This is a genomic window from Flammeovirga sp. AWQ4_249 (genome assembly GCF_056161045.1).
This window is the reverse complement of record NZ_JBSWYJ010000002.1, coordinates 195,658-217,902: the sequence shown is the minus strand read 5'-3', so window position 1 is coordinate 217,902 and position 22,245 is coordinate 195,658. Positions and strand designations below refer to the sequence as shown.

20 protein-coding genes and 1 tRNA gene are annotated in these 22,245 nt (G+C 33.7%); 13 read left to right on the top strand and 8 right to left on the bottom strand.

The window, feature by feature from the left end:
• Positions 1 to 182: 182 nt before the first annotated feature.
• Positions 183 to 842 (bottom strand): HD domain-containing protein, encoded by a 660-nt coding sequence (locus tag ACXAHM_RS02820; RefSeq protein WP_474958877.1) that lies wholly within the window; start codon positions 840 to 842, stop codon positions 183 to 185.
• Between the two features lie 75 nt (positions 843 to 917).
• Between ACXAHM_RS02820 and tpx the strand changes: the two genes are divergently transcribed.
• The gene (gene tpx / locus ACXAHM_RS02815; RefSeq protein WP_474958876.1) at positions 918 to 1,415 is read left to right on the top strand and encodes a thiol peroxidase; all 498 of its coding nucleotides are present in this window, start codon (positions 918 to 920) and stop codon (positions 1,413 to 1,415) included.
• Positions 1,416 to 1,555: 140 nt separating this feature from the next.
• Here the strand turns inward: tpx and ACXAHM_RS02810 are convergent, their stop codons facing one another.
• Positions 1,556 to 2,878, bottom strand: coding sequence for a hemolysin family protein (locus ACXAHM_RS02810; protein WP_474958875.1), 1,323 nt, complete (start codon positions 2,876 to 2,878; stop codon positions 1,556 to 1,558).
• Positions 2,879 to 3,019: 141 nt separating this feature from the next.
• Between ACXAHM_RS02810 and ACXAHM_RS02805 the strand changes: the two genes are divergently transcribed.
• The gene (locus tag ACXAHM_RS02805; RefSeq protein ID WP_474958874.1) at positions 3,020 to 4,096 is read left to right on the top strand and encodes a branched-chain amino acid aminotransferase; all 1,077 of its coding nucleotides are present in this window, start codon (positions 3,020 to 3,022) and stop codon (positions 4,094 to 4,096) included.
• Positions 4,097 to 4,228: 132 nt separating this feature from the next.
• Complete coding sequence (locus tag ACXAHM_RS02800; RefSeq protein ID WP_474958873.1) at positions 4,229 to 4,897, top strand: outer membrane beta-barrel protein; 669 nt, start codon at positions 4,229 to 4,231, stop codon at positions 4,895 to 4,897.
• A gap of 63 nt (positions 4,898 to 4,960) precedes the next feature.
• On the opposite strand, the gene trmD is transcribed toward ACXAHM_RS02800, so the two are convergent.
• Positions 4,961 to 5,692, bottom strand: coding sequence for a tRNA (guanosine(37)-N1)-methyltransferase TrmD (gene trmD / locus ACXAHM_RS02795; RefSeq protein ID WP_474958872.1), 732 nt, complete (start codon positions 5,690 to 5,692; stop codon positions 4,961 to 4,963).
• Positions 5,693 to 6,204: 512 nt separating this feature from the next.
• Between trmD and ACXAHM_RS02790 the strand changes: the two genes are divergently transcribed.
• Positions 6,205 to 6,330 (top strand): hypothetical protein, encoded by a 126-nt coding sequence (locus ACXAHM_RS02790; protein WP_474958871.1) that lies wholly within the window; start codon positions 6,205 to 6,207, stop codon positions 6,328 to 6,330.
• A gap of 39 nt (positions 6,331 to 6,369) precedes the next feature.
• On the opposite strand, the gene ACXAHM_RS02785 is transcribed toward ACXAHM_RS02790, so the two are convergent.
• The gene (locus ACXAHM_RS02785) at positions 6,370 to 7,083 is read right to left on the bottom strand and encodes an SDR family NAD(P)-dependent oxidoreductase (protein WP_474958870.1); all 714 of its coding nucleotides are present in this window, start codon (positions 7,081 to 7,083) and stop codon (positions 6,370 to 6,372) included.
• Between the two features lie 158 nt (positions 7,084 to 7,241).
• Here ACXAHM_RS02785 and ACXAHM_RS02780 point away from each other — a divergent pair, with 158 nt between their 5' ends.
• The 7 genes from ACXAHM_RS02780 to ACXAHM_RS02750 all read left to right on the top strand — a co-directional run bounded on the left by ACXAHM_RS02780 (position 7,242) and on the right by ACXAHM_RS02750 (position 15,587).
• On the top strand, positions 7,242 to 8,384 hold the full coding sequence (locus tag ACXAHM_RS02780; RefSeq protein WP_474958869.1) for a DNA polymerase III subunit: 1,143 nt from the start codon (positions 7,242 to 7,244) through the stop codon (positions 8,382 to 8,384).
• A gap of 167 nt (positions 8,385 to 8,551) precedes the next feature.
• Positions 8,552 to 9,235, top strand: a complete 684-nt coding sequence (locus tag ACXAHM_RS02775) for a ClpP family protease (protein ID WP_474958868.1) — start codon at positions 8,552 to 8,554, stop codon at positions 9,233 to 9,235.
• A 272-nt stretch (positions 9,236 to 9,507) separates the two neighbouring features.
• Positions 9,508 to 10,743, top strand: coding sequence for an ATP-dependent Clp protease ATP-binding subunit ClpX (gene clpX / locus ACXAHM_RS02770; RefSeq protein WP_474958867.1), 1,236 nt, complete (start codon positions 9,508 to 9,510; stop codon positions 10,741 to 10,743).
• A 91-nt stretch (positions 10,744 to 10,834) separates the two neighbouring features.
• Positions 10,835 to 11,164, top strand: coding sequence for a YbaB/EbfC family nucleoid-associated protein (locus ACXAHM_RS02765; protein ID WP_474958866.1), 330 nt, complete (start codon positions 10,835 to 10,837; stop codon positions 11,162 to 11,164).
• Between the two features lie 69 nt (positions 11,165 to 11,233).
• Positions 11,234 to 12,280: a glycosyltransferase family 2 protein gene (locus ACXAHM_RS02760; RefSeq protein WP_474958865.1), complete on the top strand. Its 1,047-nt coding sequence runs from the start codon at positions 11,234 to 11,236 to the stop codon at positions 12,278 to 12,280.
• 280 nt (positions 12,281 to 12,560) lie between these two features.
• Positions 12,561 to 14,372, top strand: a complete 1,812-nt coding sequence (locus ACXAHM_RS02755; protein ID WP_474958864.1) for a tetratricopeptide repeat protein — start codon at positions 12,561 to 12,563, stop codon at positions 14,370 to 14,372.
• Positions 14,373 to 14,606: 234 nt separating this feature from the next.
• A complete protein-coding gene (locus ACXAHM_RS02750) occupies positions 14,607 to 15,587 on the top strand; it encodes a pyruvate dehydrogenase complex E1 component subunit beta (RefSeq protein ID WP_474958863.1) in 981 nt (326 codons plus the stop codon).
• A gap of 89 nt (positions 15,588 to 15,676) precedes the next feature.
• Here the strand turns inward: ACXAHM_RS02750 and truA are convergent, their stop codons facing one another.
• The 4 genes from truA to ACXAHM_RS02730 all read right to left on the bottom strand — a co-directional run bounded on the left by truA (position 15,677) and on the right by ACXAHM_RS02730 (position 19,303).
• Positions 15,677 to 16,438 carry a tRNA pseudouridine(38-40) synthase TruA gene (gene truA, locus ACXAHM_RS02745; RefSeq protein WP_474958862.1) on the bottom strand — a complete coding sequence of 254 codons (762 nt, stop codon included), beginning with the start codon at positions 16,436 to 16,438 and terminating at the stop codon, positions 15,677 to 15,679.
• An 82-nt stretch (positions 16,439 to 16,520) separates the two neighbouring features.
• Positions 16,521 to 16,593, bottom strand: a tRNA-Trp gene (locus ACXAHM_RS02740).
• Between the two features lie 182 nt (positions 16,594 to 16,775).
• Positions 16,776 to 18,425 carry a dipeptidyl-peptidase 3 family protein gene (locus ACXAHM_RS02735; protein WP_474958861.1) on the bottom strand — a complete coding sequence of 550 codons (1,650 nt, stop codon included), beginning with the start codon at positions 18,423 to 18,425 and terminating at the stop codon, positions 16,776 to 16,778.
• 80 nt (positions 18,426 to 18,505) lie between these two features.
• Positions 18,506 to 19,303, bottom strand: a complete 798-nt coding sequence (locus ACXAHM_RS02730; RefSeq protein WP_474958860.1) for an endonuclease/exonuclease/phosphatase family protein — start codon at positions 19,301 to 19,303, stop codon at positions 18,506 to 18,508.
• A gap of 533 nt (positions 19,304 to 19,836) precedes the next feature.
• On the opposite strand from ACXAHM_RS02730, the gene ccoS reads away from it, so the two are divergent.
• Entirely contained in the window at positions 19,837 to 20,019 is a 183-nt protein-coding gene (gene ccoS, locus ACXAHM_RS02725; protein ID WP_474958859.1) for a cbb3-type cytochrome oxidase assembly protein CcoS, read from the top strand.
• Entirely contained in the window at positions 19,973 to 22,138 is a 2,166-nt protein-coding gene (ccoN, locus tag ACXAHM_RS02720; RefSeq protein ID WP_474958858.1) for a cytochrome-c oxidase, cbb3-type subunit I, read from the top strand. Before ccoS ends, ccoN begins: the two co-directional genes overlap by 47 nt.
• The last annotated feature ends 107 nt before the right edge of the window (positions 22,139 to 22,245 follow it).

Sequence of the window (22,245 nt, the reverse complement as noted above, 5' to 3'; positions counted from 1 at the left end):
AAAATGTCTCTATAACAGGGTACAAGCAATCTAATTATTTACATTAAACTGGTTTTTTATTCAAAAGAAAAAGAAGCTGGAACTATACACCACTGCAGATTTGGTAAAGTATGCTTTAAAAAACAGTCTCATAGCTTTATAAAAATTTAAGGCATTGAATTTTAACATCAATGCCTCTAAAATTATTTTTTACCTTCCCACTCACCATAAAACTGAGTTAAGAAATCTTCCATATATTGATGTCGTTCTTCAGCAATTTTCTTTGCTGTTACGGTATGAATTCTATCTTTTAAAAGAAGTAATTTTTCATAAAAATGAGCAACTGTAGAAGATTCACTTTTATGATAAGCATCAAAGGAGTCATGCATTTCATATTTTTCTTTTGGTTCATATAGAGCACGATGTTTACTTCCTCCATAGGCGAAAGCTCTCGCAATGCCAATTGCACCAATAGCATCTAAACGATCTGCATCTTGTACTACTTGCCCTTCAATTGTAGGCATGTCATCTTTTACATTTGCGCCTTTGAAAGAAACTCTTTTGACAATTTCTGCCACTTTTTCAATAGTGTCTTCATCAGCTCCAACCTCTTCAAGCCAAGTTTTGGTTTGTCTACTTCCTTCTAATAAATCACCATCATAAAATTTATGATCAGCAATGTCATGAAGTAATGCAGCTAACGCAACAATATAGGGGTCACAATCTTCAGTTTTGGCAATATTTTCTGCAGATTTCCAAACCCTATAGATATGATGCCAATCGTGACCTGTACCTTCTCCTTCAAATTTTTTTTGAATAAAATCTGCTGTTTTTTGAACAATTTCTATCTGATGTGATTTCATTTACGATGGAACTATTAAATTGTAGTTGTATTGAAAATTTCACGAATTTATCAAAACTTTTAAACGCTAAAAAAAATGGCAGAAATTACTTTAAAAGGAAACCCAATTCAAACTTCAGGTGAATTACCAGCTGTAGGTTCAGTAGCACCAGCATTTACACTAGTAAAAGCAGATTTATCAGAGGTTTCTCTTGCTGATTTAAAAGGAAAAAAAGTAATCTTAAACATCTTCCCAAGTGTTGATACAGGTACTTGTGCAACATCAACTAGAACTTTTAATCAAAAAGCTTCAGGCTTAGAAAATACTGTAGTAGTATGTGTATCTAAAGATTTACCATTCGCTTTTGGCCGTTTCTGTGGTGCTGAAGGAATCGAAGATGTAATTACTGGATCAGCATTCAGAAGTACTGACTTCGAAGATGCTTACGGTTTAAAAATTACAACTGGACCATTACAAGGATTATGCTCAAGAAGTGTAGTTGTGATTGATGAGGAAGGAAAAGTTACTTACACTGAACAAGTGAAAGAAACAGTAGATGAACCAAATTATGACGCTGCTATTGCTGCCTTATAATTAAGGATTTTAATATAAAAAGAAACCTTTCCACAAGTTTAAGAGAGAGCTTGAGTGGAAAGGTTTTCTTTTTTCGTATTACCAAGTTAAGGTAATATTTTATAATATCGTTAAAATTTTATAAAATATATTGAATAGAATTAGTTGTCCTCATTTTGATCTTCTTCTTCCTGTTTAAAATGTAACCTCACCATGTCAATTCTAGCACCATCCATGGTTACAATTTCAAAACTCATATGATCAATTTCAATGATTTCTTCTGTAGAAGGTATGTTTCTATGATGATATAAAATAAAGCCACCTAGGGTATCATATTCACCCTCTTCATCAATTTCCCAATTGTATTTTTCATTTAAAGAATCTACTTCATGGCGTGCTGTTAGAAGGTAAGTAAACTCATCTTCTTTAAAGAATGGAAGGTCATCTTCATCATGCTCATCTTCGATCTCCCCAACAATTTCTTCAGTGACATCTTCTAATGTAGCTATACCTGCTGTACCTCCATATTCATCGATAATACAAACCATACTTTTTTGTTCTGCCATCATAAAATGCATCATTTCATCTGCCGCTGCAGTTTCTGGTTTTGAAGGCATTTCACGAATAATCTCCTGAATAGTTTGTGGTTTTTTGAATAATTGTCGAGCATGACAATAACCAACAATATCATCTAAATCATCTCTGTAAATAGGGATTTTAGAATGACCACTTTCAATAAAAAGAGTCTTTAAAGCATCTATATCTTCTTCAATATCTAAGGCTACAATTTCTTTACGTGGAATCATTACATCACGAGCTTTAGCATCTTTAAATTGAAGTGCATTTTCAAAATACTTTTTATCTAAACTATCATTGTCCGCATCATCATCATTAGTGGAAGCAAGCTCAATATCATTAATATATTGACTTAAATCTGTTAGGTTAAATGGTGTTTCTTTTTCCTCCGTTTTTATGCCCATGAGGTAACGAATAGAAAACTGAGATAATTTTTCTACCGTCCAAGTAATAGGGTACATCAACATGTAGATAACATTCATCGGTGGAGCTGCAATGTTGAAAAATAAATCAGGATTCAACATTGTTAAACTCTTAGGTAAAAACTCAGCAGTAATTAAGACAACTACAGTAGAAATAATGGTTTGTGAAAGTAAAACGGCAATTTCTAATGACCCAGCGTCTAATGATGGAAAATTGTTAAGGTAAAAAGCTTGTAACACAGGATCCAAAACGTTGGATACAAAAACACCATACATGACAAGTGCTGTTGTATTCCCGATTAAAATCGTCGTGATAAAAGTAGATTTATTTTCAAAGAATTTATTGATCAATCTTCCCACTAGAGAATCCTTCTGACGCTGTACTTCAATATGTAAACGATTAGCAGAAACAAATGCAATTTCTGTCGCAGAAAAGAAGGCAGAGAACAAAAGACAAAGACCAATATAAATCAGGTTTTCATTCATAATTAGCTCCGAATTTTTAACAAATATCAAAAAAAGTCCTTAAGAGTTGCACAATTTTCGAAATAATAACTCACAATAGTACAAATGTATCTATATTTACTGATACATTTTTACATCGCAAAAAATTGTTAGTGCATTATTATGAAGAATTTGACATTAGACATTAGAATAGAGAAGACGAAAAACTCTCGTTTAAGCTCAGTTGATTTCAATAATATCCAATTTGGTAAGACTATGTCTGACCATATGTTTGTGGCTGACTACCGCGATGGTAAATGGCAAGACTTAAGAGTCGTCCCTTACGATTCATTCCAATTAAGTCCTGCAACGTCATCATTGCACTATGGACAAGCAATATTCGAAGGTTTAAAAGGTTTTAGAAACGCCCAAAATCCAGAGGAAGTATTAGTTTTCCGTCCTAATGAAAATGCAAAACGTATGAACGTATCTGCGGAACGTATTTGCATGCCTTCTATCCCTGAAGAAATCTTCATGGAAGGACTTAAGACATTAATTGATATCGATAGAGATTGGGTTCCTAACACACCAGATAGTTCGTTATATATTCGTCCATTTATGTTTGCTACTGATGAGTTTTTAGGGATGCGTCCTTCAGAAACTTATACTTTTGCCATCATTACAGCACCTGCAGGAAAATATTATTCTAAAGCACTTAGAGTTAAAGTAGAGAAAGAATTCTCTAGAACAGCTCCAGGTGGAACAGGTTTCGCTAAAGTGGCAGGAAATTACGCAGCATCATTATTACCAGCAAAATTAGCTGCTCAACAAGGATATGACCAATTACTTTGGACGGATGCTAAAGAGCATAAGTACATTGAAGAGTCAGGTACAATGAATGTAATGTTCGAAATTGATGGAACATTCGTTACAGCGCCTACAATTCCTGTTGAAGATACAATCTTGCGTTCAGTTACACGTTTAACTGTAATTGAGCTATTAGAGGAGATGGGTAAGAAGGTGGAAGAGCGTCATATTTCTGTTGAAGAAGTGATCACTGCAATCAAAGAAGGTAGATTACAAGGTGCATTTGGTATCGGTACTGCCGTTACACTTGCTCCATTTGCTACTATTTCCAATGATGGCGAAGATTTTGATCTTCCTGAAAACTATGTTTTTGCTCAAGAGTTAAAAGCAAGATTCCAAGGAATCCAAAAAGGAGAAATCGAGGATTCTAGAGGTTGGACTTACAAAATCTAGTGAAAATATTAATCTAAATTCCAAAGCACTTGTAATACATTTTATAAGTGCTTTTTTTATATTTAAACTTTATTTCTATTCGTTAGATCACGATATAGAATTTTTTTGTGACTTAACTTAAAAAACAAACAAATGAATTTTAGCAAACTACTCTTTCTAGGTACACTATGTTATCTATTTGGTTTAACTTCCTATGCACAACAAAAAAGTGAGAACTACGACTCACCAATGTTTTTTAATGCAAAAATTGGTCTTGGCGTTGGCCTTGGTAGTGTTGAACTACCATTTGACGAATATACAGTAACAGAGCCTTATGGTGGTGGTTTTGTGATTGAAATTGGATTAGGCTATTATTTGGCTGAAAATCTCTCTGCTGTAGCCAATATTGGTTATGCAGTAAAGTTTTCTTACAATTCTCATACTTCTACATATGGAGGTTCTTCAACGAATTCTACCTCTTTTGCGAAATTAGGTTTACGTGGCGGTTTACAGTATGAAATCATCACAAACCAAAATGCAAAAATGAAAGGATTCAGAATTGGAACTGGTTTCTTATTTGAAAATCCAGGAGGATATAGCATGACCGTAGATAGTGAAGACTATGGTACAATTGATTTTGAGTCAAACTTTGGATATTATGTTGAGGTAGGAATGCCTATTCATTTTTCTAAGAAGTTTAAACTTATTCCATTCTTAAGGTATAATAGTATGAAAACAACTTATGCTACAGCTGTATCTGGTGGAAATAATATCAATGGTAGTTCAATTGATTTTGGAGCATCAATTGATTTACATTTGTAATCAGTTAATGATAAAAAAAGAAACCCCTCAAATTTATCATGATTTTGAGGGGTTTCTTTATGATTATTTTTTCTTCTTTTTCTTTTTACTTGTGACTTCAGGGTGAGCTTTTAAATATTTATCCCAAAGGTCAGGTCTTCTTTCCTGTGTTCTTTGCATGGATTGTTCTAATCTCCATTCGTCTATTTTAGATTCATGTCCTGAAAGTAGTATATCAGGAACTTCTTGCCCCTTCCATTCTCTAGGTCTTGTATAAACTGGAGGAGCTAATAATCCATCTTGAAAAGAATCTGTCAATGCAGAAGTTTCATCTCCCAGTACACCTGGAATTAGACGAATAATTGCATCAGCAACAACTGCAGCCGCTAATTCACCACCTGATAAAACAAAATCACCAATTGAAATTTCACGTGTAATTACTTCATCTCTTACTCGTTGGTCGATGCCTTTGTAATGCCCACACAAAATGATAATATTCTCACAGCTGATTGAAAGATGATTGGCTATTTGTTGATCAAAAACTTCACCATCAGGAGTCATGTAAATAACTTCTTGATAATCTCTTTCTTTCTTTAAATCATTAATGCAATTATAGATAGGATCTGCCATTAAGACCATTCCCGCACCATGCCCGTAAGCATAATCATCAATATGACCATGTTTATTGACTTTATATTCTCTTAAATCATGTACATGTACTTCTGATAAAGCTTTATCATTTGCTCTCTGTAAAATAGAGTGGGAGAAAGGACTATCCAAAAGTTTTGGAACACATGATATGATATCTATACGCATAAATTAATAAGCTTATGAAATGAAAATTGCTTTACATTTTGTGGTTTGAACAAAGATACAAACTATGATCTGATTTCCTTTTTATAATTTGAATGACATTCACAACTATTTGTATTCTTGATAATTTGGTAAATAAATGTTAACTTTACAATTGTAGTTGGTCACGCTCTACATACTATTAAAAAAATAACACGAACATGAAATATTTTAAACTCTTCTTAGCCGGAGTTTTCTTACTATCATTGACAAGTTGTGTCTCTTATAAAAGCCATGTTAAAGCCGGTTATAACCCTAATGACAATGACAACGTTTATCATCTCGTTCACGAGTAAGATATAAAGATATTTTAGTATGAAATGAATTGAAATGTAGGCCTTTCCTAATTGGGAAGGTCTTTTTTTGTACGTTATAAAAAGTTGTTATAAGTGATAATTTTAAGTTTTGTCTGAAAAAGATTTGTTCCCGTTTTTAGTAATAAGTAACCTAATTATAAATTTAAAATTTTTACGAAGATGAAAAAGATACTTTATTTAATTGTCTTGACTATCACCCTTTTTATGTCATCATGTGCTACTCAAAAAGATATGATACAAGCACAACAAAACAAAGCTAGTATTTATGAAAAGATCTACGAATAAAAAAAGTAAGTAACAAGATGAATGTTACTGACTTTTTGTTTATTCAACTGGATAAGTGCTTTTCCAATTTTCCTGTTTTTCATTAATTATTGCAACAATAGCCTCATGTAACCTTTGTCTAAATGCTGTAGCTTCTTCAGGATTTTGATTAAATTCATCGGGAATATTATCACCTCCAAAGACAAGATTGCTAATTTTTAGGTCTACGATATGTATTCCCTTTTGATTAAAAGAGGCATTTGCACCCTCAGCAAAATTTCGTATAAAGGCTTTGGCAGTTGACCCAAATTGAGCATTAAAATCAACGGCGTAAGCACCATTATCTGCAAAACTACCTCCTGACATCATGAAAATACCTTTTTCAGTTTTTTGCCAATCTTCAAGGCAGCAAGAAAAGAAAGTCCATATTGATCCGAAATTAATATTGAGGCCTGCTTGAATTGCTTTCGTATCTTGTGTAAAAGGTAAGGAGAATAAAGCGACATTATTGTAGCATAAATCAATTTCTCCACCCATTTCCTTTTTTATCTTTTGATATAAATCAGGAATTCCATCCAGAGAGGATAAATCATAAGAGTATCCTTTTACATCGTACCCTTTTGAAGTGTATTTTTCAACTTCTTGGTTTAATTTAGTTTGATTTCTTGCAATTAATCCAACAGCGAAGTCAGCGTCTAATAATGCCTCTAAAACCACATTACCGACAGCTCTTCCATAACCAACTATAATAGCATTTTTATTAGATGTACTCATACTAAAAAAATTAATAGATTTTTTAAAAGAACATCAGAAGTGTTATTAACGTGATTAAAACAGCAAATCATTTTAAATCTTCTTACTTTATTCACATTTCATTTGCTTTAAAGGTTGAAAAATAGAAATTTGCTGTTGATTCAATTAAACAGATATACATGCTTTTTGCACAAGTACCAGGAGCCTCAGATGTAAAAGAGGTATTATTAAAAGCTGCTCAGAAAAATCAGGTAGCACATGCACAATTATTTATTGGAAAAGAAGGTGGTGTTCAATTACCCTTAGCTTTGGCGTATGCAACTTATTTAAATTGTGAAGCACCTACACCTACAGATGCTTGTGGACGCTGTAAATCATGTAAAAATGCAGCTAAACTAATTTATCCAGATCTCCATTTTGTGGTGCCAACGGTTACAACAAAGAAAGTAAGTAAGAGAGAGGATGCCGTTACAGAAAAATTCCTTCCAGATTGGAGGAGCTTTTTATTAGAAGAAAACGGTGGCTATAAAAATATCAGTGATTGGGTAAATTTCATTGGTGGAGAAAATAAACAAGCTATGATCTCTAGACAAGAAAGTAGAGAAATTATTAAAAGCATGTCTATTAAATCACATCAAGGAGGTTACAAAATTGTATTGATTTGGATGCCAGAAGTAATGCAGGCGCCAGCAGCAAATGCAGTTTTGAAAATCTTGGAAGAACCACCAGAAAAGACATTGTTTTTCATGGTAAGCAATGATCCAGAAAAGTTATTAATCACTATTCTTTCTAGAGCACAGAAAGTATACGTACCTGCTCCAAATGATGAAGAATTAACAGTTTTGTTAGAAAATCAAGGGGTGGAGCCTTCTAAAGCTCAAAAGGTCGCATTTCTGGCTGATGGTAATGTTAGAGAAGCTTTAAGGATTGCTTCTGATGTACCAGATCAAAGTGAAGAACTGTTCAAGCAATGGATGCGTTCATGTTTTAAAAGTAGTTTTACTGAAATCATCACCCAATGGTCTGAAGAATTCAATAAATTGGGAAAAGAAGGACAAAAGAACTTCTTCAAATTTGGACTGACCCTTTTCCGAGAGGCAATGTTAATAAAAAACAATGCTGAAGCAGTCATCCGTTTAGATGAAGAAACACGTGACTTTGTCAATAACTTCGCAAAAGTACTTACAGAAAAGAACTTACCGGAGTTAGTAAAGAGCTTTAATGATGCCTTTTATTATATTGAAAGAAACGGAAATCCAAAAATCACTTTTGTGTCTTTATCCATAAAAGTTGGTAAAGCCTTTGGTCGTATTACATATTAAAGGAATTAGACGAAAAAAAACGAAAATTGAAGACGATTTTTCTTCTTTCGTAACAGTATTATTTTATATTTGTATAGGAGAGCAGTGTGATTGATTGAAAACACTGCTCTTCTTTATAATATATAGTCTAAATACTAATAGGCGTTAACTCATAAAATTGATAAACTATGGATTTAAAGAACGAATTTAAAAAATTTGCCATGAAGGATCAGGGTATCTCTAGCCTTCATATGGATAGCTATATTGGTAATTTTGAAAATATGACACGTACAGTAATTGAAGAACGTGATCGTAGATTTGCTGAAATCGATGTATTTTCAAGATTAATTGCTGACAGAATTATTTTCATGGGTACGCAAGTAGATGACAATATCTCTAACATCGTTATTGCTCAGCTATTATTTTTAGAATCAATCGATGCTAAAAAAGATATTTTGATGTACATCAATAGCCCAGGAGGATCTGTATATGCAGGTTTAGGGATGTATGATACAATGCAATATGTACGTCCTGATGTAGCTACAATTTGTACAGGTCTTGCAGCTTCAATGGGTGCTGTTCTTTTAGCAGGTGGTGCAGAAGGAAAAAGAGCTGCTTTACCTCACTCTAGAATTATGATTCACCAACCATTAGGAGGAGCACAAGGTCAAGCATCTGATATTGAAATCACTGCAAGAGAGATTCAGAAGTTGAAAAAGGAACTTTATGAAATTCTTGCAAGCCACTCTGGTCAACCTTACGATAAAGTATGGCAAGACTCTGACAGAGATTACTGGATGAGAGCACAAGAAGCAAAAGAATATGGTTTAGTTGATGAAGTATTAACTAGAAACCCTACAAACGAGAAATAATTTTTATAGGATGATTCTATTTTGAAGTTAGATTTATCTAATGATTGTGAAATTACGATCAAAAATCGCTTCATTCTGTAAAACATTGACATTGAGAGGGAAATGAATCTACATTTCCCTCTCAACTATATAATAAAGTGCAAAAATTAATGTAACTTGCAACTCTAGTATTTAGTTGTGAAACTTAAAATAGTAGAACAACGTAAAAATACGGTTCAGAAGTACAATACTTCTAGATTTAAGAAAGAAGAGTAAAGGCAAGGAGAGAATAAATGAAAGGAAATTTCTGTTCGTTTTGTGGAGCACCTAAAGATACGGTGGAATTAATGGTTTCAGGTCAGAATGCTCAGATCTGTAACAATTGTATTGAACAAGTACACCAAATCCTTATGGAGGAAAGAAAACCTCGTAAAAAGGATATGGAGACTTCTTCATTTGATTTGAAAACACCTGCTGAGATGAAAAAACATCTTGATGAATATATCATAGGGCAGGATAAAGCAAAACGAGTACTATCGGTTGCTGTATATAATCACTATAAACGACTTAATCAAAAACAAACTTCAGATGATATCGTGATTGAAAAATCAAATATCATTATGACGGGTAATACAGGTACAGGTAAAACTTTACTAGCAAAAACTTTAGCAAAAGCATTACAAGTACCATTCTGTATCGCAGATGCCACTGTAATTACTGAAGCAGGTTATGTAGGTGAGGATGTTGAAACAATCCTTACACGTTTATTACAAGCTGCAGATTATAATGTAGAACAAGCCGAAAGAGGTATTGTATACATTGATGAAATCGATAAAATCGCAAGAAAATCTGATAACCCTTCAATTACAAGAGATGTAAGTGGTGAGGGTGTTCAGCAAGCATTATTAAAATTATTAGAAGGATCTATCGTAAATGTGCCGCCACAAGGAGGTAGAAAGCATCCAGAGCAAAAATTAATCTCAGTGAATACAGAAAACATCTTATTTATCTGTGGTGGAGCTTTTGCAGGAATTGCTGATATGATCGCTTCTCGTTTAAATACACGTCCAATTGGTTTTGCAGGTAAAGAAGAAGACCTTCCTGAATTAGATAAGGAAGAGTTATTAGAATTCGTAACTGCTCAAGATCTAAAACGTTTTGGTATTATTCCAGAATTAATCGGACGTTTACCACTAGTGACTTATTTAAAGCCATTAGACAAAGCTGCATTAAGAAATATTCTTACAGAGCCTAAAAATGCTTTAACGAAGCAATACAAAAAGCTTTTCTCAATGGAAGATATCAATTTGATTTTCCAAGATGATGCTTTAGATTATATTGTTGAAAAAGCATTAGAATATGACTTAGGAGCTAGAGGTTTACGTAGTATCTTAGAAGCTATTATGTTGGATGCTATGTATGAATTACCTTCTTCTGAAGAGAAAGTAACTGAATTTATTATCGATAGAGCTTATGCGAAAATGAAATTCGAAAGTTCTTCACACGCTAAAAATTTACGCGTAGCATAATTTCAGACTAATGATAATTTCTAACAAACAGCAAAGTTCTTCATGAAGTGCTTTGCTGTTTGTGTTTCAAATTTCATATAAACATACTATTATGGATTTCAGTAATATGTTTGGACAACTGAAAGAAGTCCAAGAAAAATTAAAACAAGCACAAGAAGACCTTGTAAACGTAACTGCTGAGGGAGATGCTGGCGGTGGAATGGTTAGAGCTGTTGCAAATGGTAAGAAACAAGTAATTAAACTTGAAATTGACCCATTACTTTGTAAAGAAGAAGACAGAGAGATGCTTCAAGATTTAGTTGTAGCTGCTGTCAATCAAGCAATCAAAGCTGCTGACGAAAAAGGTCAGGAAAGATTGATGAAGACAACGAAAGGCATGATGCCAAATATTCCAGGAATGGATTTTGGAAACTTAGGTTAATCATTAAAGAGAGTTGTTGATTAGAACTGCAGCTCTCTTTTTTATTTTTTATATGTTATTATTGTTGACATGAAGCCAACAAGTGAACTTCCCTTTGAGGAAGTAGCTATTGTAATCCTAAATTATAATGGCAAAAGATTTTTAGAACAATTTTTACAAAGTGTAATTGATAGCAGTAAAGGAGCTAGAGTAATTGTTGCTGACAATGCCTCTACGGATGATTCTGTCAATTACTTGGAAGAAAATTTTCCTTCTACTGAAATAATAAAGCTTTCTGAGAACTTTGGATTTACAGGAGGATACAATAATGCATTGAAACAAGTAGATGCAAAGTATTATGTCTTACTGAATTCAGATATTGAATGTCCCAAAGATTGGTTGACTCCACTACTTCAATTGATGGAAAGTGATGAACAAATAGCAGCTTGCCAGCCTAAAATAAAACTACATGCCAATAAAGAATCATTTGAACATGCTGGAGCGGCAGGAGGGTTTATAGATTATATGGGTTATCCTTTTTGTAGAGGTAGAATAATGCATGAATTGGAAATGGATCATGGCCAATATGATGATACAATTGATATTTTTTGGGCTACAGGAGCGTGCTTATTTATTCGAGCAGATTTATATCACAAATTTGAAGGGTTAGATGATCGCTTTTTTGCTCATATGGAGGAAATTGATTTGTGCTGGCGATTAAAAAGTGAAGGTTACAAGATCAAGGCAGTTGGTAATGCTGAAGTTTATCATGTAGGGGGAGGTACATTGAGTAGAGAAAACCCTAAAAAAACTTACCTGAATTTTAGAAATGGACTATTTCTTTTATTTAAAAATTTACCATCATCGAAACTATTAAATGTGATCTTTTTTAGAATGGTCTTAGATGGGGTAGCAGGGATACGTTTTTTATTAAAAGGTGAAAGTGAAAATCTTTTAGCTGTACTAAAGGCTCATAGAGATTTTTATCTAGCCTTTCCTTATTTAATTCGTGCCAGAAAGAAAGTGAAAAAACATAGAATAGACTTCCCTGAAGTTTATCAAAAATTGATTGTTAAGGAGTTTTTTTTAGAAAAAAGAACAATTTTTTCAGCTCTGAAAGGTTTTGTAAATAGTTAGTTCCACTAATTATCTTACTTTAATCAACTTCACACCTATCTTAATTCTTAATTTTTGTTAATCTTTGATAATTAAAATTAGCAGAAGAAGTTACTTATTTGTATTCAGTTATCTTTGGAAACTGAAAATTCACGTGATTATAATGCAATATTCATTTGATGTTATACTAAAAATGGATTTAAACTTCTAAAAAAAGTTAAGATTTGTACTGCAAAGGTGAACAATTGAGTATAGGCAAGTAAATTGCGAGATCTAGAAATAGAAAAATTGGATGACGATTATGAACAAATACACTAAAGTTTTATCTACAGTTCTTGCTGCGGGTACATTGTGCTTCACAAACTGTAAAAATGTTGACGTAAATAGAGCTGCAGAAGAGCAGAATCTTACGGTTAACCCATCACCACTACAATTACACGGTGACTCTGTTGTTTTTGATATTGACACAAAACTTCCAGCAGACTTATTACACGAAGGTTACACTTATGATTTAGTAATTCAGTTTAACCCTAAAGAAGCTGAACCAATCGAAGTTGGTGTTGTTAGCTTTAACGGTGATGACTATGCTGATGCTGAAAACGCTACTCCTCAAATCAAAGAGCATATGGCTTTTGCTTATAGAGATAAGTATAAAAGAGGTCAGTTAGAGTACTTAGGTCGTGTGACTAAAGTAAAATCACAAAAAATTAAAGAAAGTAATGACGGTGCATTTGCTGGTTTACCAAACGGTATCGGTCAAGGTGTTGTTACTACTGCTCAGAATGTTCAACCAACTTTCATCGCAAACTTTGCTGATCACGGTTACAACAATTCTGAAGAATATATTCCAACAAATGTAGATTTCTTCTTCTTACAAGGATCATCAGTATTACGTTCTTCTGAGAAGAGAGGTGCTGAAGGTAAAGAATTAGCAAACTACGTTTCTGCATCTAACCCTACTAGAACTGTAACAATCACTGGTTCTCACTCGCCAGAAGGTTCTACTGAGGTTAACACAAAATTAGCGAACAAGCGTCCTGAGGCTGTTCAAAAGTACTATGAGTACTTATTAAAGAAATATAAGGTTGAAGAGGGTGATGCTCCTCAATTTGTAACTAAGCCAGTAGTTGAAAACTGGACAGCTTTCAAAGCAATCTTGAAAGATTCAGATAAATTTACTGATGCTGAGAAAGATGAAATCATGTCAGTAGTAAACGGTTCTGGTGACTTCGTTTCAAAGCAATTGAAATTACAGTCATTAGCTTCTTACAAGAAGTTATTCCGTTACGTTTATCCTCCATTACGTAATGCTAAATCTGAGATCTTACAGATCAAAGCGAAGCTTACTGATGCTGAAATACAATCACGTGCAGCTTCTATTTCAGAAGGTCAAATGGGCTTAGACTCATTATCAACTGAAGAGTTATTATATGCTGCTAACTTATCATCTGATTTAGATGCTAAAGTTAAAATTTATGAGGCTGCTATCCGTAAGGATGATTCTGCAATCGCTCACAACAACTTAGGTGCAACTTACTTCGCTCAAGCGAAAGAAGGTGATGCTGACGCTGCGATGGCATTAATCGACAAAGCAATCCCTCACTTTGAGACTGCTGCTAAGTCTGGAAACGTTCCTGAAGCTTCTGCTAACCTTGCTGGTGCGAAGTTAATGAAAGGTGACGTTGAAGGTGCTCAAGCTGAGTTAGAGAAAGCTTCTGCTTCTAGCAATCCTCAAGTAGCTGCAACTACTAACGCTGTTAAAGGTTATGTTGCGATTACTGCTGGTGACTATGACAGTGCTATCCAATACTTATCTTCTGCTGGAGATGATGCAACTGTTCTTTACAACAAAGGTTTAGCTTACTTATTAAAAGCTGAAAAAACTGGTGCTACTGACTTCGGTCAAGCTGAAGGAGCATTCAACGAGTCTATCTCTAAAAAAGACAACGCTTGGGCTCACTACGGTTTAGCAATCATCGCTGCTAAGAAATCTGATACAGCTACTGCTGTAAAAGAAATCAAAGCTGCTGGTGACTTAAACACTAAAGCTGCTCAAGACTTAGAATTCTATGGTCTTTGGAATGATGCAGATTTCCAAGCTGCTACAAAGTAATTTGTAACAGATAAAAATATAAAGCGCCTAACCTTGAAAAAGGTTAGGCGCTTTTTTATTTGTAGAATTTTGTGAAGAGATGATAAAAAATCATCATACTTACTAGTACGTAGTGATGAATGTTCTTTTTTATACAAACCTTTTATTGTTTAACTAAAAAAATAGCGTAAATCTTCTTATCTTGGCATCCGAAAACGAAAATACTGATATTATTAGCAGAACTTTTAATAAGTAATGAGAGAAATTCAATTCAGAGAAGCTCTTAGAGAGGCGATGCAAGAAGAAATGCGTCGTGATAAGGATGTCTTCATCATGGGTGAGGAAGTTGCAGAGTACAATGGTGCTTACAAAGTAACTCAAGGTATGTTAGATGAATTCGGTCCAGATAGAGTGATCGATACACCAATTGCAGAACTTGGATTTGCTGGTATCGGAGTAGGTGCAGCAATGAACGGTACTCGTCCTATCGTTGAGTTCATGACATTCAACTTCTCACTTGTAGCAATTGACCAAGTTATCAACAGTGCAGCGAAAATCCTTTCTATGTCAGGAGGACAATATTCAGCACCAATGGTATTCCGTGGTCCAACTGGTAATGCAGGACAATTAGGTGCTCAGCACTCACAAAACTTTGAAAACTGGTATGCAAATACTCCAGGTCTTAAAGTAGTTGTTCCTTCAAACCCTTATGATGCAAAAGGATTATTAAAAGCTTCCATCAGAGATAATGATCCAGTTATCTTTATGGAGTCTGAAGTAATGTATGCTGATAAAGGTGAAGTACCAGAGAGCGAATATATTATTCCTCTAGGTGTTGCAAATACTATTCAAGAGGGTACTGATGTTACTTTAGTATCTTTTGGTAAAATGGTACACGTAATCACTAAAGCTGCAGCAGAATTAGAAAAAGAAGGTATTTCATGTGAAGTAATTGACTTGCGTACAGTAAGACCAATTGACTATGATGCAATCATCAATTCTGTTAAGAAAACAAACCGTTTAGTTGTTGTTGAGGAGGCATGGCCATTAGCGTCAATCTCTTCTGAGATTTCTCACCATATCCAATTACACGCGTTTGATCACTTAGATTCTCCAGTAGTTAGAGTAGCTTCTAAAGATGTTCCTCTTCCATATGCTCCTACATTGATCGAAGAGATCTTGCCAAACGTAGAGCGTACTGTAGATGCAGTTAAAAAAGTAATGTATAGAAAGTAATCTATTTGATTATTTTACATAAATAAAAGCCTCAAGTTTTAAGTATAAACTTGAGGCTTTATTTATATAGTCATTTTGCGTGGACAGAATTAATTCTCAATTTTTTTGATAAATGTTTCTTCTGGGTACAAAACTTCAGATAGGAATAAGCCTTGAGCAGGTGCTAAAAATTTAGCTGCTCTTTCTCTACTCATTAAACGTAAAGTTTCTCTCATGTAATCCACTGTCATTCTACCCATTCCTACTTCCATCATATTACCTACAATTATTCTAATCATCCCTCTAAGAAAACGATTGGCTTGTATATGAAATGAAAGCTTATTTCCATCTTTTACCCAAAAAGACTGCATGATATCACAAATATGTGTATGAACATCTGCATGTTTTTTTGAAAATGCAGTAAAATCCTCAAATTCCAATAAGACCTTAGCAGCTTCCTGTAATTTATCAAAATCAGGAGTTCTAAAGTATTGCCAAACTAAACCTTGTTGAAAAGGAGATTTTCCAAGAACTATATCATATCTATAGCTACGCTTAGTTGCATCAAACCTGGCATGAGCATCTTCCTTGACTTGCCATAGGCTATTTACTGCGACATCATTTGATAGAAAAGAATTAATACGATGTAACATATTCTTTCCATTTAATTCTCCATCAAAGTCAAATTGTGCATATTGTTGTGAGCAGTGTACTCCAGTGTCGGTTCTACCACTTCCTATTGTATTTATCTCTTGACCTAAAAGTGTGCTTAAAACATAGTCCAAATGTCCTTGTGCTGTCTCAGCATTAGGTTGTACTTGCCAACCATGATAATTTGTACCTAAATAGGCAATTTCAGCAAAATATCTCATTTTCGTACTCTTTCAGGATTTATAATACAATACATTATAAACAAAAAAAACCGCAAATTCTATTCAGAACTTGCGGTTGTTGCACGGGCAGTAGGATTCGAACCCACGACCTGCGGTTTTGGAGACCGTAACTCTACCAGCTGAGCTATGCCCGTGTGTCTTTCTCTTTAAGACGTTACAATATTAAGGGTAATTTTATTCTAATACAAATCCTAAATAGGATAATTTTTATAATAAAATTTTAAATAATTCATTTTGAGGAAGAAAAAAATAGGTGCTATTCGAAATTAACACCTATTTATAAAATATAATTCTGTTTTTAACTCAGAAATTGGAATTATTTTAATCCTAAAACTTGAATACCTTGATTAAAGACAACATCTGTAGGAATATTTGCATCATCAATTTTATCCAAATCTTTTTGAAGATCAAATGTGATTTTACCTTGGGCTTTTACCAATTCAGTAACACCTTCATAATCTCCATTTCCTTGAAGTTCTAAAATTTTAGCAGATAAGGCATTCATCGCTTCTTCCATCTTTTCATAGTTGACTTTATAATATCCTGTAGAAAGATCTTGTTCAAAAGCACCATATTCTTTGAAGAAGTTGAAACGAATCATATTAGCCACACCATGTGCAGAGGCAGCACCAAAACGAACCGATCTGAAAATACCAGCTAAGAAAGTTGTATAATAATCTTTCATGTCTCCTTGAATTTCTCCTTTTATATGTAACTGAGAAACCATATAAAGACCTAAAATATCAGCTTTACCTTCTTCTAAAGCTGAAGCATGTTCTTTTAATGCTTTTCTTACTGTTCCTTTTCCATTTATTGTTTCTTTAATACCCAAACCATGTGCTACTTCATGGAACATTGTATTGGCAAAGAATGCATCAAAAGTGATATGTTGACGTTGTGAAGGGTCAATTAATACTTCTGAAATTGGTACTAAGATTTTATCGAACTTTGCACGCATGGCATTTTTTAGCTGAAGACGTCTTGAACCTTTTTGGTCTTGAACTCTTTCATCATTAGGAAGATTGATAGCAATTGTTTTACTACCTGCATTACAGTCACCAGCATAATAAACTACGTCATATGCATTTAATTGAGAATCTGTACCTGGCATTTCATCCTTGTACTTGTTTTCTACAGGTAAGCCTTTTTGTAGTTCAGGTAAAAATGATGCATATTTTTCTAACTTTTTCGACCAATTCATGTCTTTTACTAAGACATAAGCCTCAAAAGAAGTTTTATACCCAAATAATTTATCTTCATAATTTTCAATTGGCCCAACGACGAAATCGATTGGATTCGTTTTCATATCCATCCAAGCCAAATCAGAAGTGAAATAATCATTTGAGATTAAAGCTTTAGAACGTAGTTCAAGGTATTTTTTAAGACCTGGGTCATCTGCTAATCTAGAACATTCTAAAAGTAAAGACGATGCTCTGTCTAATTCTGCTTCGTATTCTTTTGAATAAGGAACTACTTTTAATTCACCCCTTTGATCTCTTCTTATAACAGTGTATAAACTCGTTTTTTCTTCGTTATTAAGACTACTAAATTCTTCTTTTGTCATATCCTGAGGATAGAAATTGGCCCCCAGTGGTTTGTTAGGAGTATTATCAACAAAAGGTTTATTGTCTTGTAATCTATCCCAAGGTCCATAATTGATAGCAGCATATCTCTTTAATTCTTCAGTAGGTAAGCTTTCCATAAGAGATACTTTATCACCATAAGCTTGCTTCCAGAAGATATTATCCATGATTTTAGAAACCTCGATCATTTTAATAATCATAAGTTTCTGATCACTACTCATATTACTTAGATCTGTAGTAAGTGTAAAATCAGTGTAGTCGACAAGATGATTAACTTTTTGTGCGGCAATCGCTTGCTTTGTTTCTTGTTTATGTGGTTGCTCAGCACATCCTATAAGTAGGGAAGCACATAAAGAAGCACCAATAATCAAAGACTTTTTCATTTGTATAATGTGTTTAATTTTAATTATTCGAATTTATCTACTTTTTTAATACAAACATATCAAAAAAGCATACTTAACTATCAGTTTCCGATTGAAATTTCAGAAATGATAGGGTAATGATCAGAAGCTTTTATGGATCTATCTGTTTTAAAGCTATTGATTTTAAAATAATCATTATCATAAAATAGCTGATCTATTCTAAAAGGAAGGTCTCTTAATGAAATGCCAAAACCTTTTCCTTTTGCTTCAAATGCATTACTCAATAAGGTTTTTAATGTAAAATAACCATAGCCATAAGGAGGTTCATTAAAGTCACCACAAAGTAAAGTAGGATAGGGACTTTTTTTGATGATATCAGTTAGTATATCAATTTGTTTTTCTCTTACTACAGCTCCTCTATGAATTTTTAAAAGTGTTTGAGTCCATCGATCAAATCGATTTTTATACTGTTTTTCTCCGTTATCCAAGATGATAGATTGAAGATGACAATTAATGACTCTTATGGTATCTTGTTTTACTTTGAGATCTGCAATTAAGATTCCATTGGTAGCAGAACCACCTATTTTTTTAAAAGATATAGCTTCTTTATGGAGTATTGGAAACTTAGAGAAAATTGCGAGACCAAATGTGGCGTTAATATGATTTGTTAGAAAAGGAGGTGCATAAACATTATACCCCTTTGAATTTCCTAAAATATCTTTTGTTTTATGAATTCCATTAGGGTTATGTTTAGGGCTACTAATATCATTATTATAATATTCTTGAAAACAATAAATATCATTATCAGTGTTTTTGATCCAATCTATTAGTTCAATGCATTCTTTCCAATCATGATGCATGTATTTGTAGATATTAAATACAGATACATTATAACTCATAATTGAAAAATCACTTTTTTGATCATTTGTAGTGCTCCATTGAAATGTTTTATTGAGGATCAAAAAGAAAAACAAAAAGTATAACGTAATAAAATGTAGGTAGTATCTTTTTCTGAATATTAATTCCTCAATGATAAGTGGAAGAAATAAAATACTAATAAAAGATGTAATTAAGGCCCAAAAAATTGCAGTTGGAAAAACACTTTCAGGTAAAGTACCGATTTGTGATAATATCACTCCAAATAGTCCAAAAATGCGAAATTTATACTGCTTTAAAAAAAATATCATATCTAGTTTTTGTCACCTTTTTCAATCGAAAAAAAAGTTAAATTGAATGTATATCACGCAAGATATAGGAAAATGTGAGATAAGTCATATTTGATCTTTGATTCTTTATTGATCAGGATTTTAAGGTTCAATAAAAAGTTGACGAAAGTCAATGTTTTCGTTGATCATTGTCATGAAATACCGTTTCGGAGGTCAATTATATTTGTGTCATATTAGTAAAGGACTCTTTTATATTTTAATACCTTATGAGTGCAATCATCGTATTGATCGGAATCAGCTTAATCGTTGCCTTAATTTTCTTAGGCATCTTCATTTGGTCTGTCAAATCCAATCAGTATGAAGATACCTACACTCCAAGTATCCGAATATTATTCGAAGAAGATGATCGACAACGAACAGCAACACAATCAAGGGACGACGAGCGCTAATTTAGAGCATTTCTCGTATGATAATGTGATTGTAAAGAATTTTGCAATTGCAACAATGTTTTGGGGCGTAGCCGGTATGGTCGTTGGACTTATCGTGGCTTTGCAGTTGGCAAACCCAATTTTCAACATAGGTGAACAAGCCTGGTTGACTTTCGGTAGACTTAGACCACTTCATACAAATGCAGTGATTTTTGCATTTGTGGGTAATGGTATGTTTGCCGGTATTTATTATTCATTACCTCGTTTGGTAAAGGCTAGAATGTACAGTGACTTACTTGGAAAAATTCATTTCTGGGGTTGGCAGTTAATTATTTTGTCAGCATTAATCACTTTACCTCTTGGTTTTACGCAAGGTAAAGAATATGCAGAGTTAGAATGGCCAATCGATATTGCAATTGCGGTAATTTGGGTAGTTTTTGGTCTTAATATGATCATGACATTGGTCAAAAGACGTGAAAGACACTTATATGTTGCGATTTGGTTTTACTTAGCAACTTTTGTAACTGTAGCTGTTTTACATATTGTAAACAGTTTATCATTACCATTATCATTCTTAAATTCTTACTCTGTTTTTGCAGGTGTTCAAGATGCATTAGTTCAATGGTGGTACGGTCACAATGCCGTAGCCTTCTTCTTGACAACACCTTACTTAGGCTTAATGTATTATTTCGTTCCTAAGGCAGCAAACAGACCGGTATACTCTTACCGATTATCTATCATTCACTTCTGGTCGTTGATATTTATCTATATCTGGGCTGGACCTCACCACTTGTTATATACAGCGTTACCAGATTGGGCTCAATCTTTAGGAACAGTATTCTCAGTGATGTTGATTGCACCATCTTGGGGTGGTATGTTGAATGGTTTATTGACACTTCGTGGTGTTTGGGATAAAGTAAGAACAGAACCAGTTTTAAAATTCATGGTAGTTGCACTTACCGCTTATGGTATGGCGACATTTGAAGGACCAATGTTATCGTTCAAAAATGTCAATGCAATTACTCACTATACAGATTGGACTATTGCTCACGTTCACGTTGGTGCACTAGGATGGAATGGATTCTTGACATTCGGTATGTTATATTGGCTCTTCCCTAAGATGTACAGAACAAAACTTTATTCATTGAAGTTAGCAAATGTGCACTTCTGGTTGGGTACTTTAGGTATCGTATTCTATGTAGTACCTATGTATTGGGCAGGTTTGACACAATCTTTAATGTGGAAAGAATTTACACCTGATGGTTTCTTGAAGTATTCTAATTTCCTAGATACCGTAACGCAGATAGTTCCGATGTATATGTTGAGATCTGTAGGTGGAGCATTATATGTTGTAGGTGCTTTAGTGGGTGTTTATAACTATTATATGACTGCATCTTCTGGTAATTTATTAAGAGAAGAAGAGGCAAGTGCTCCAGCATTACAAGGATCTCATACTGTTAAGAGATGGCATGAATGGATTGAGGCTCGTCCTATCCAAATGACAATTTTATCATTTATTGCAATTTCAATTGGTGGTTTAGTAGAATTCTTACCAACCTATTTTGTAAAAGAAAATACACCTACTATTTCAACTGTAAAACCATATACACCTCTTGAATTAAAAGGTCGTGATATATATATCAGAGAAGGATGTTACTTATGTCACTCTCAAATGATCCGTCCTTTCCGTTCAGAGACTGAAAGATATGGTGATTATTCTAAGTCAGGAGAATTTGTATATGATCATCCATTCCAATGGGGTTCAAAACGTACAGGTCCAGATTTAGCGAGAGTAGGTAAAAAATATCCGGATTCATGGCACTACAATCATATGTTAGATCCTGAATTAGTATCACCAGGTTCAATTATGCCAAAATATTCTTGGTTATTGGAAGATGAATATTCTGTGGATGAAGTTCCAGCTCAAATTGCATTGATGAGAAACTTAGGAGTTCCATATGAAAAAGGTTATGAAGATAAAGCAGTAGGTGATCTTGATAAACAAGCACAAGAAATTGTGGAAAGTTTACAAAAAGATGGATCTGAAACTGCTCCTCGTAAAGAAATTGTAGCCTTAATTGCTTACTTACAGCGTCTTGGTGTTGATGCAGGAAAAGCAAGTAATCTACCATTAAAATAATTACAGTTATGTTTACTCTGGAATTAATTTTTCAGAGTAAACATTCTGAATAACATTTAGTTATGTATAAAGATGTACTTAGGTCTATAGAAGGAATCGATATATTT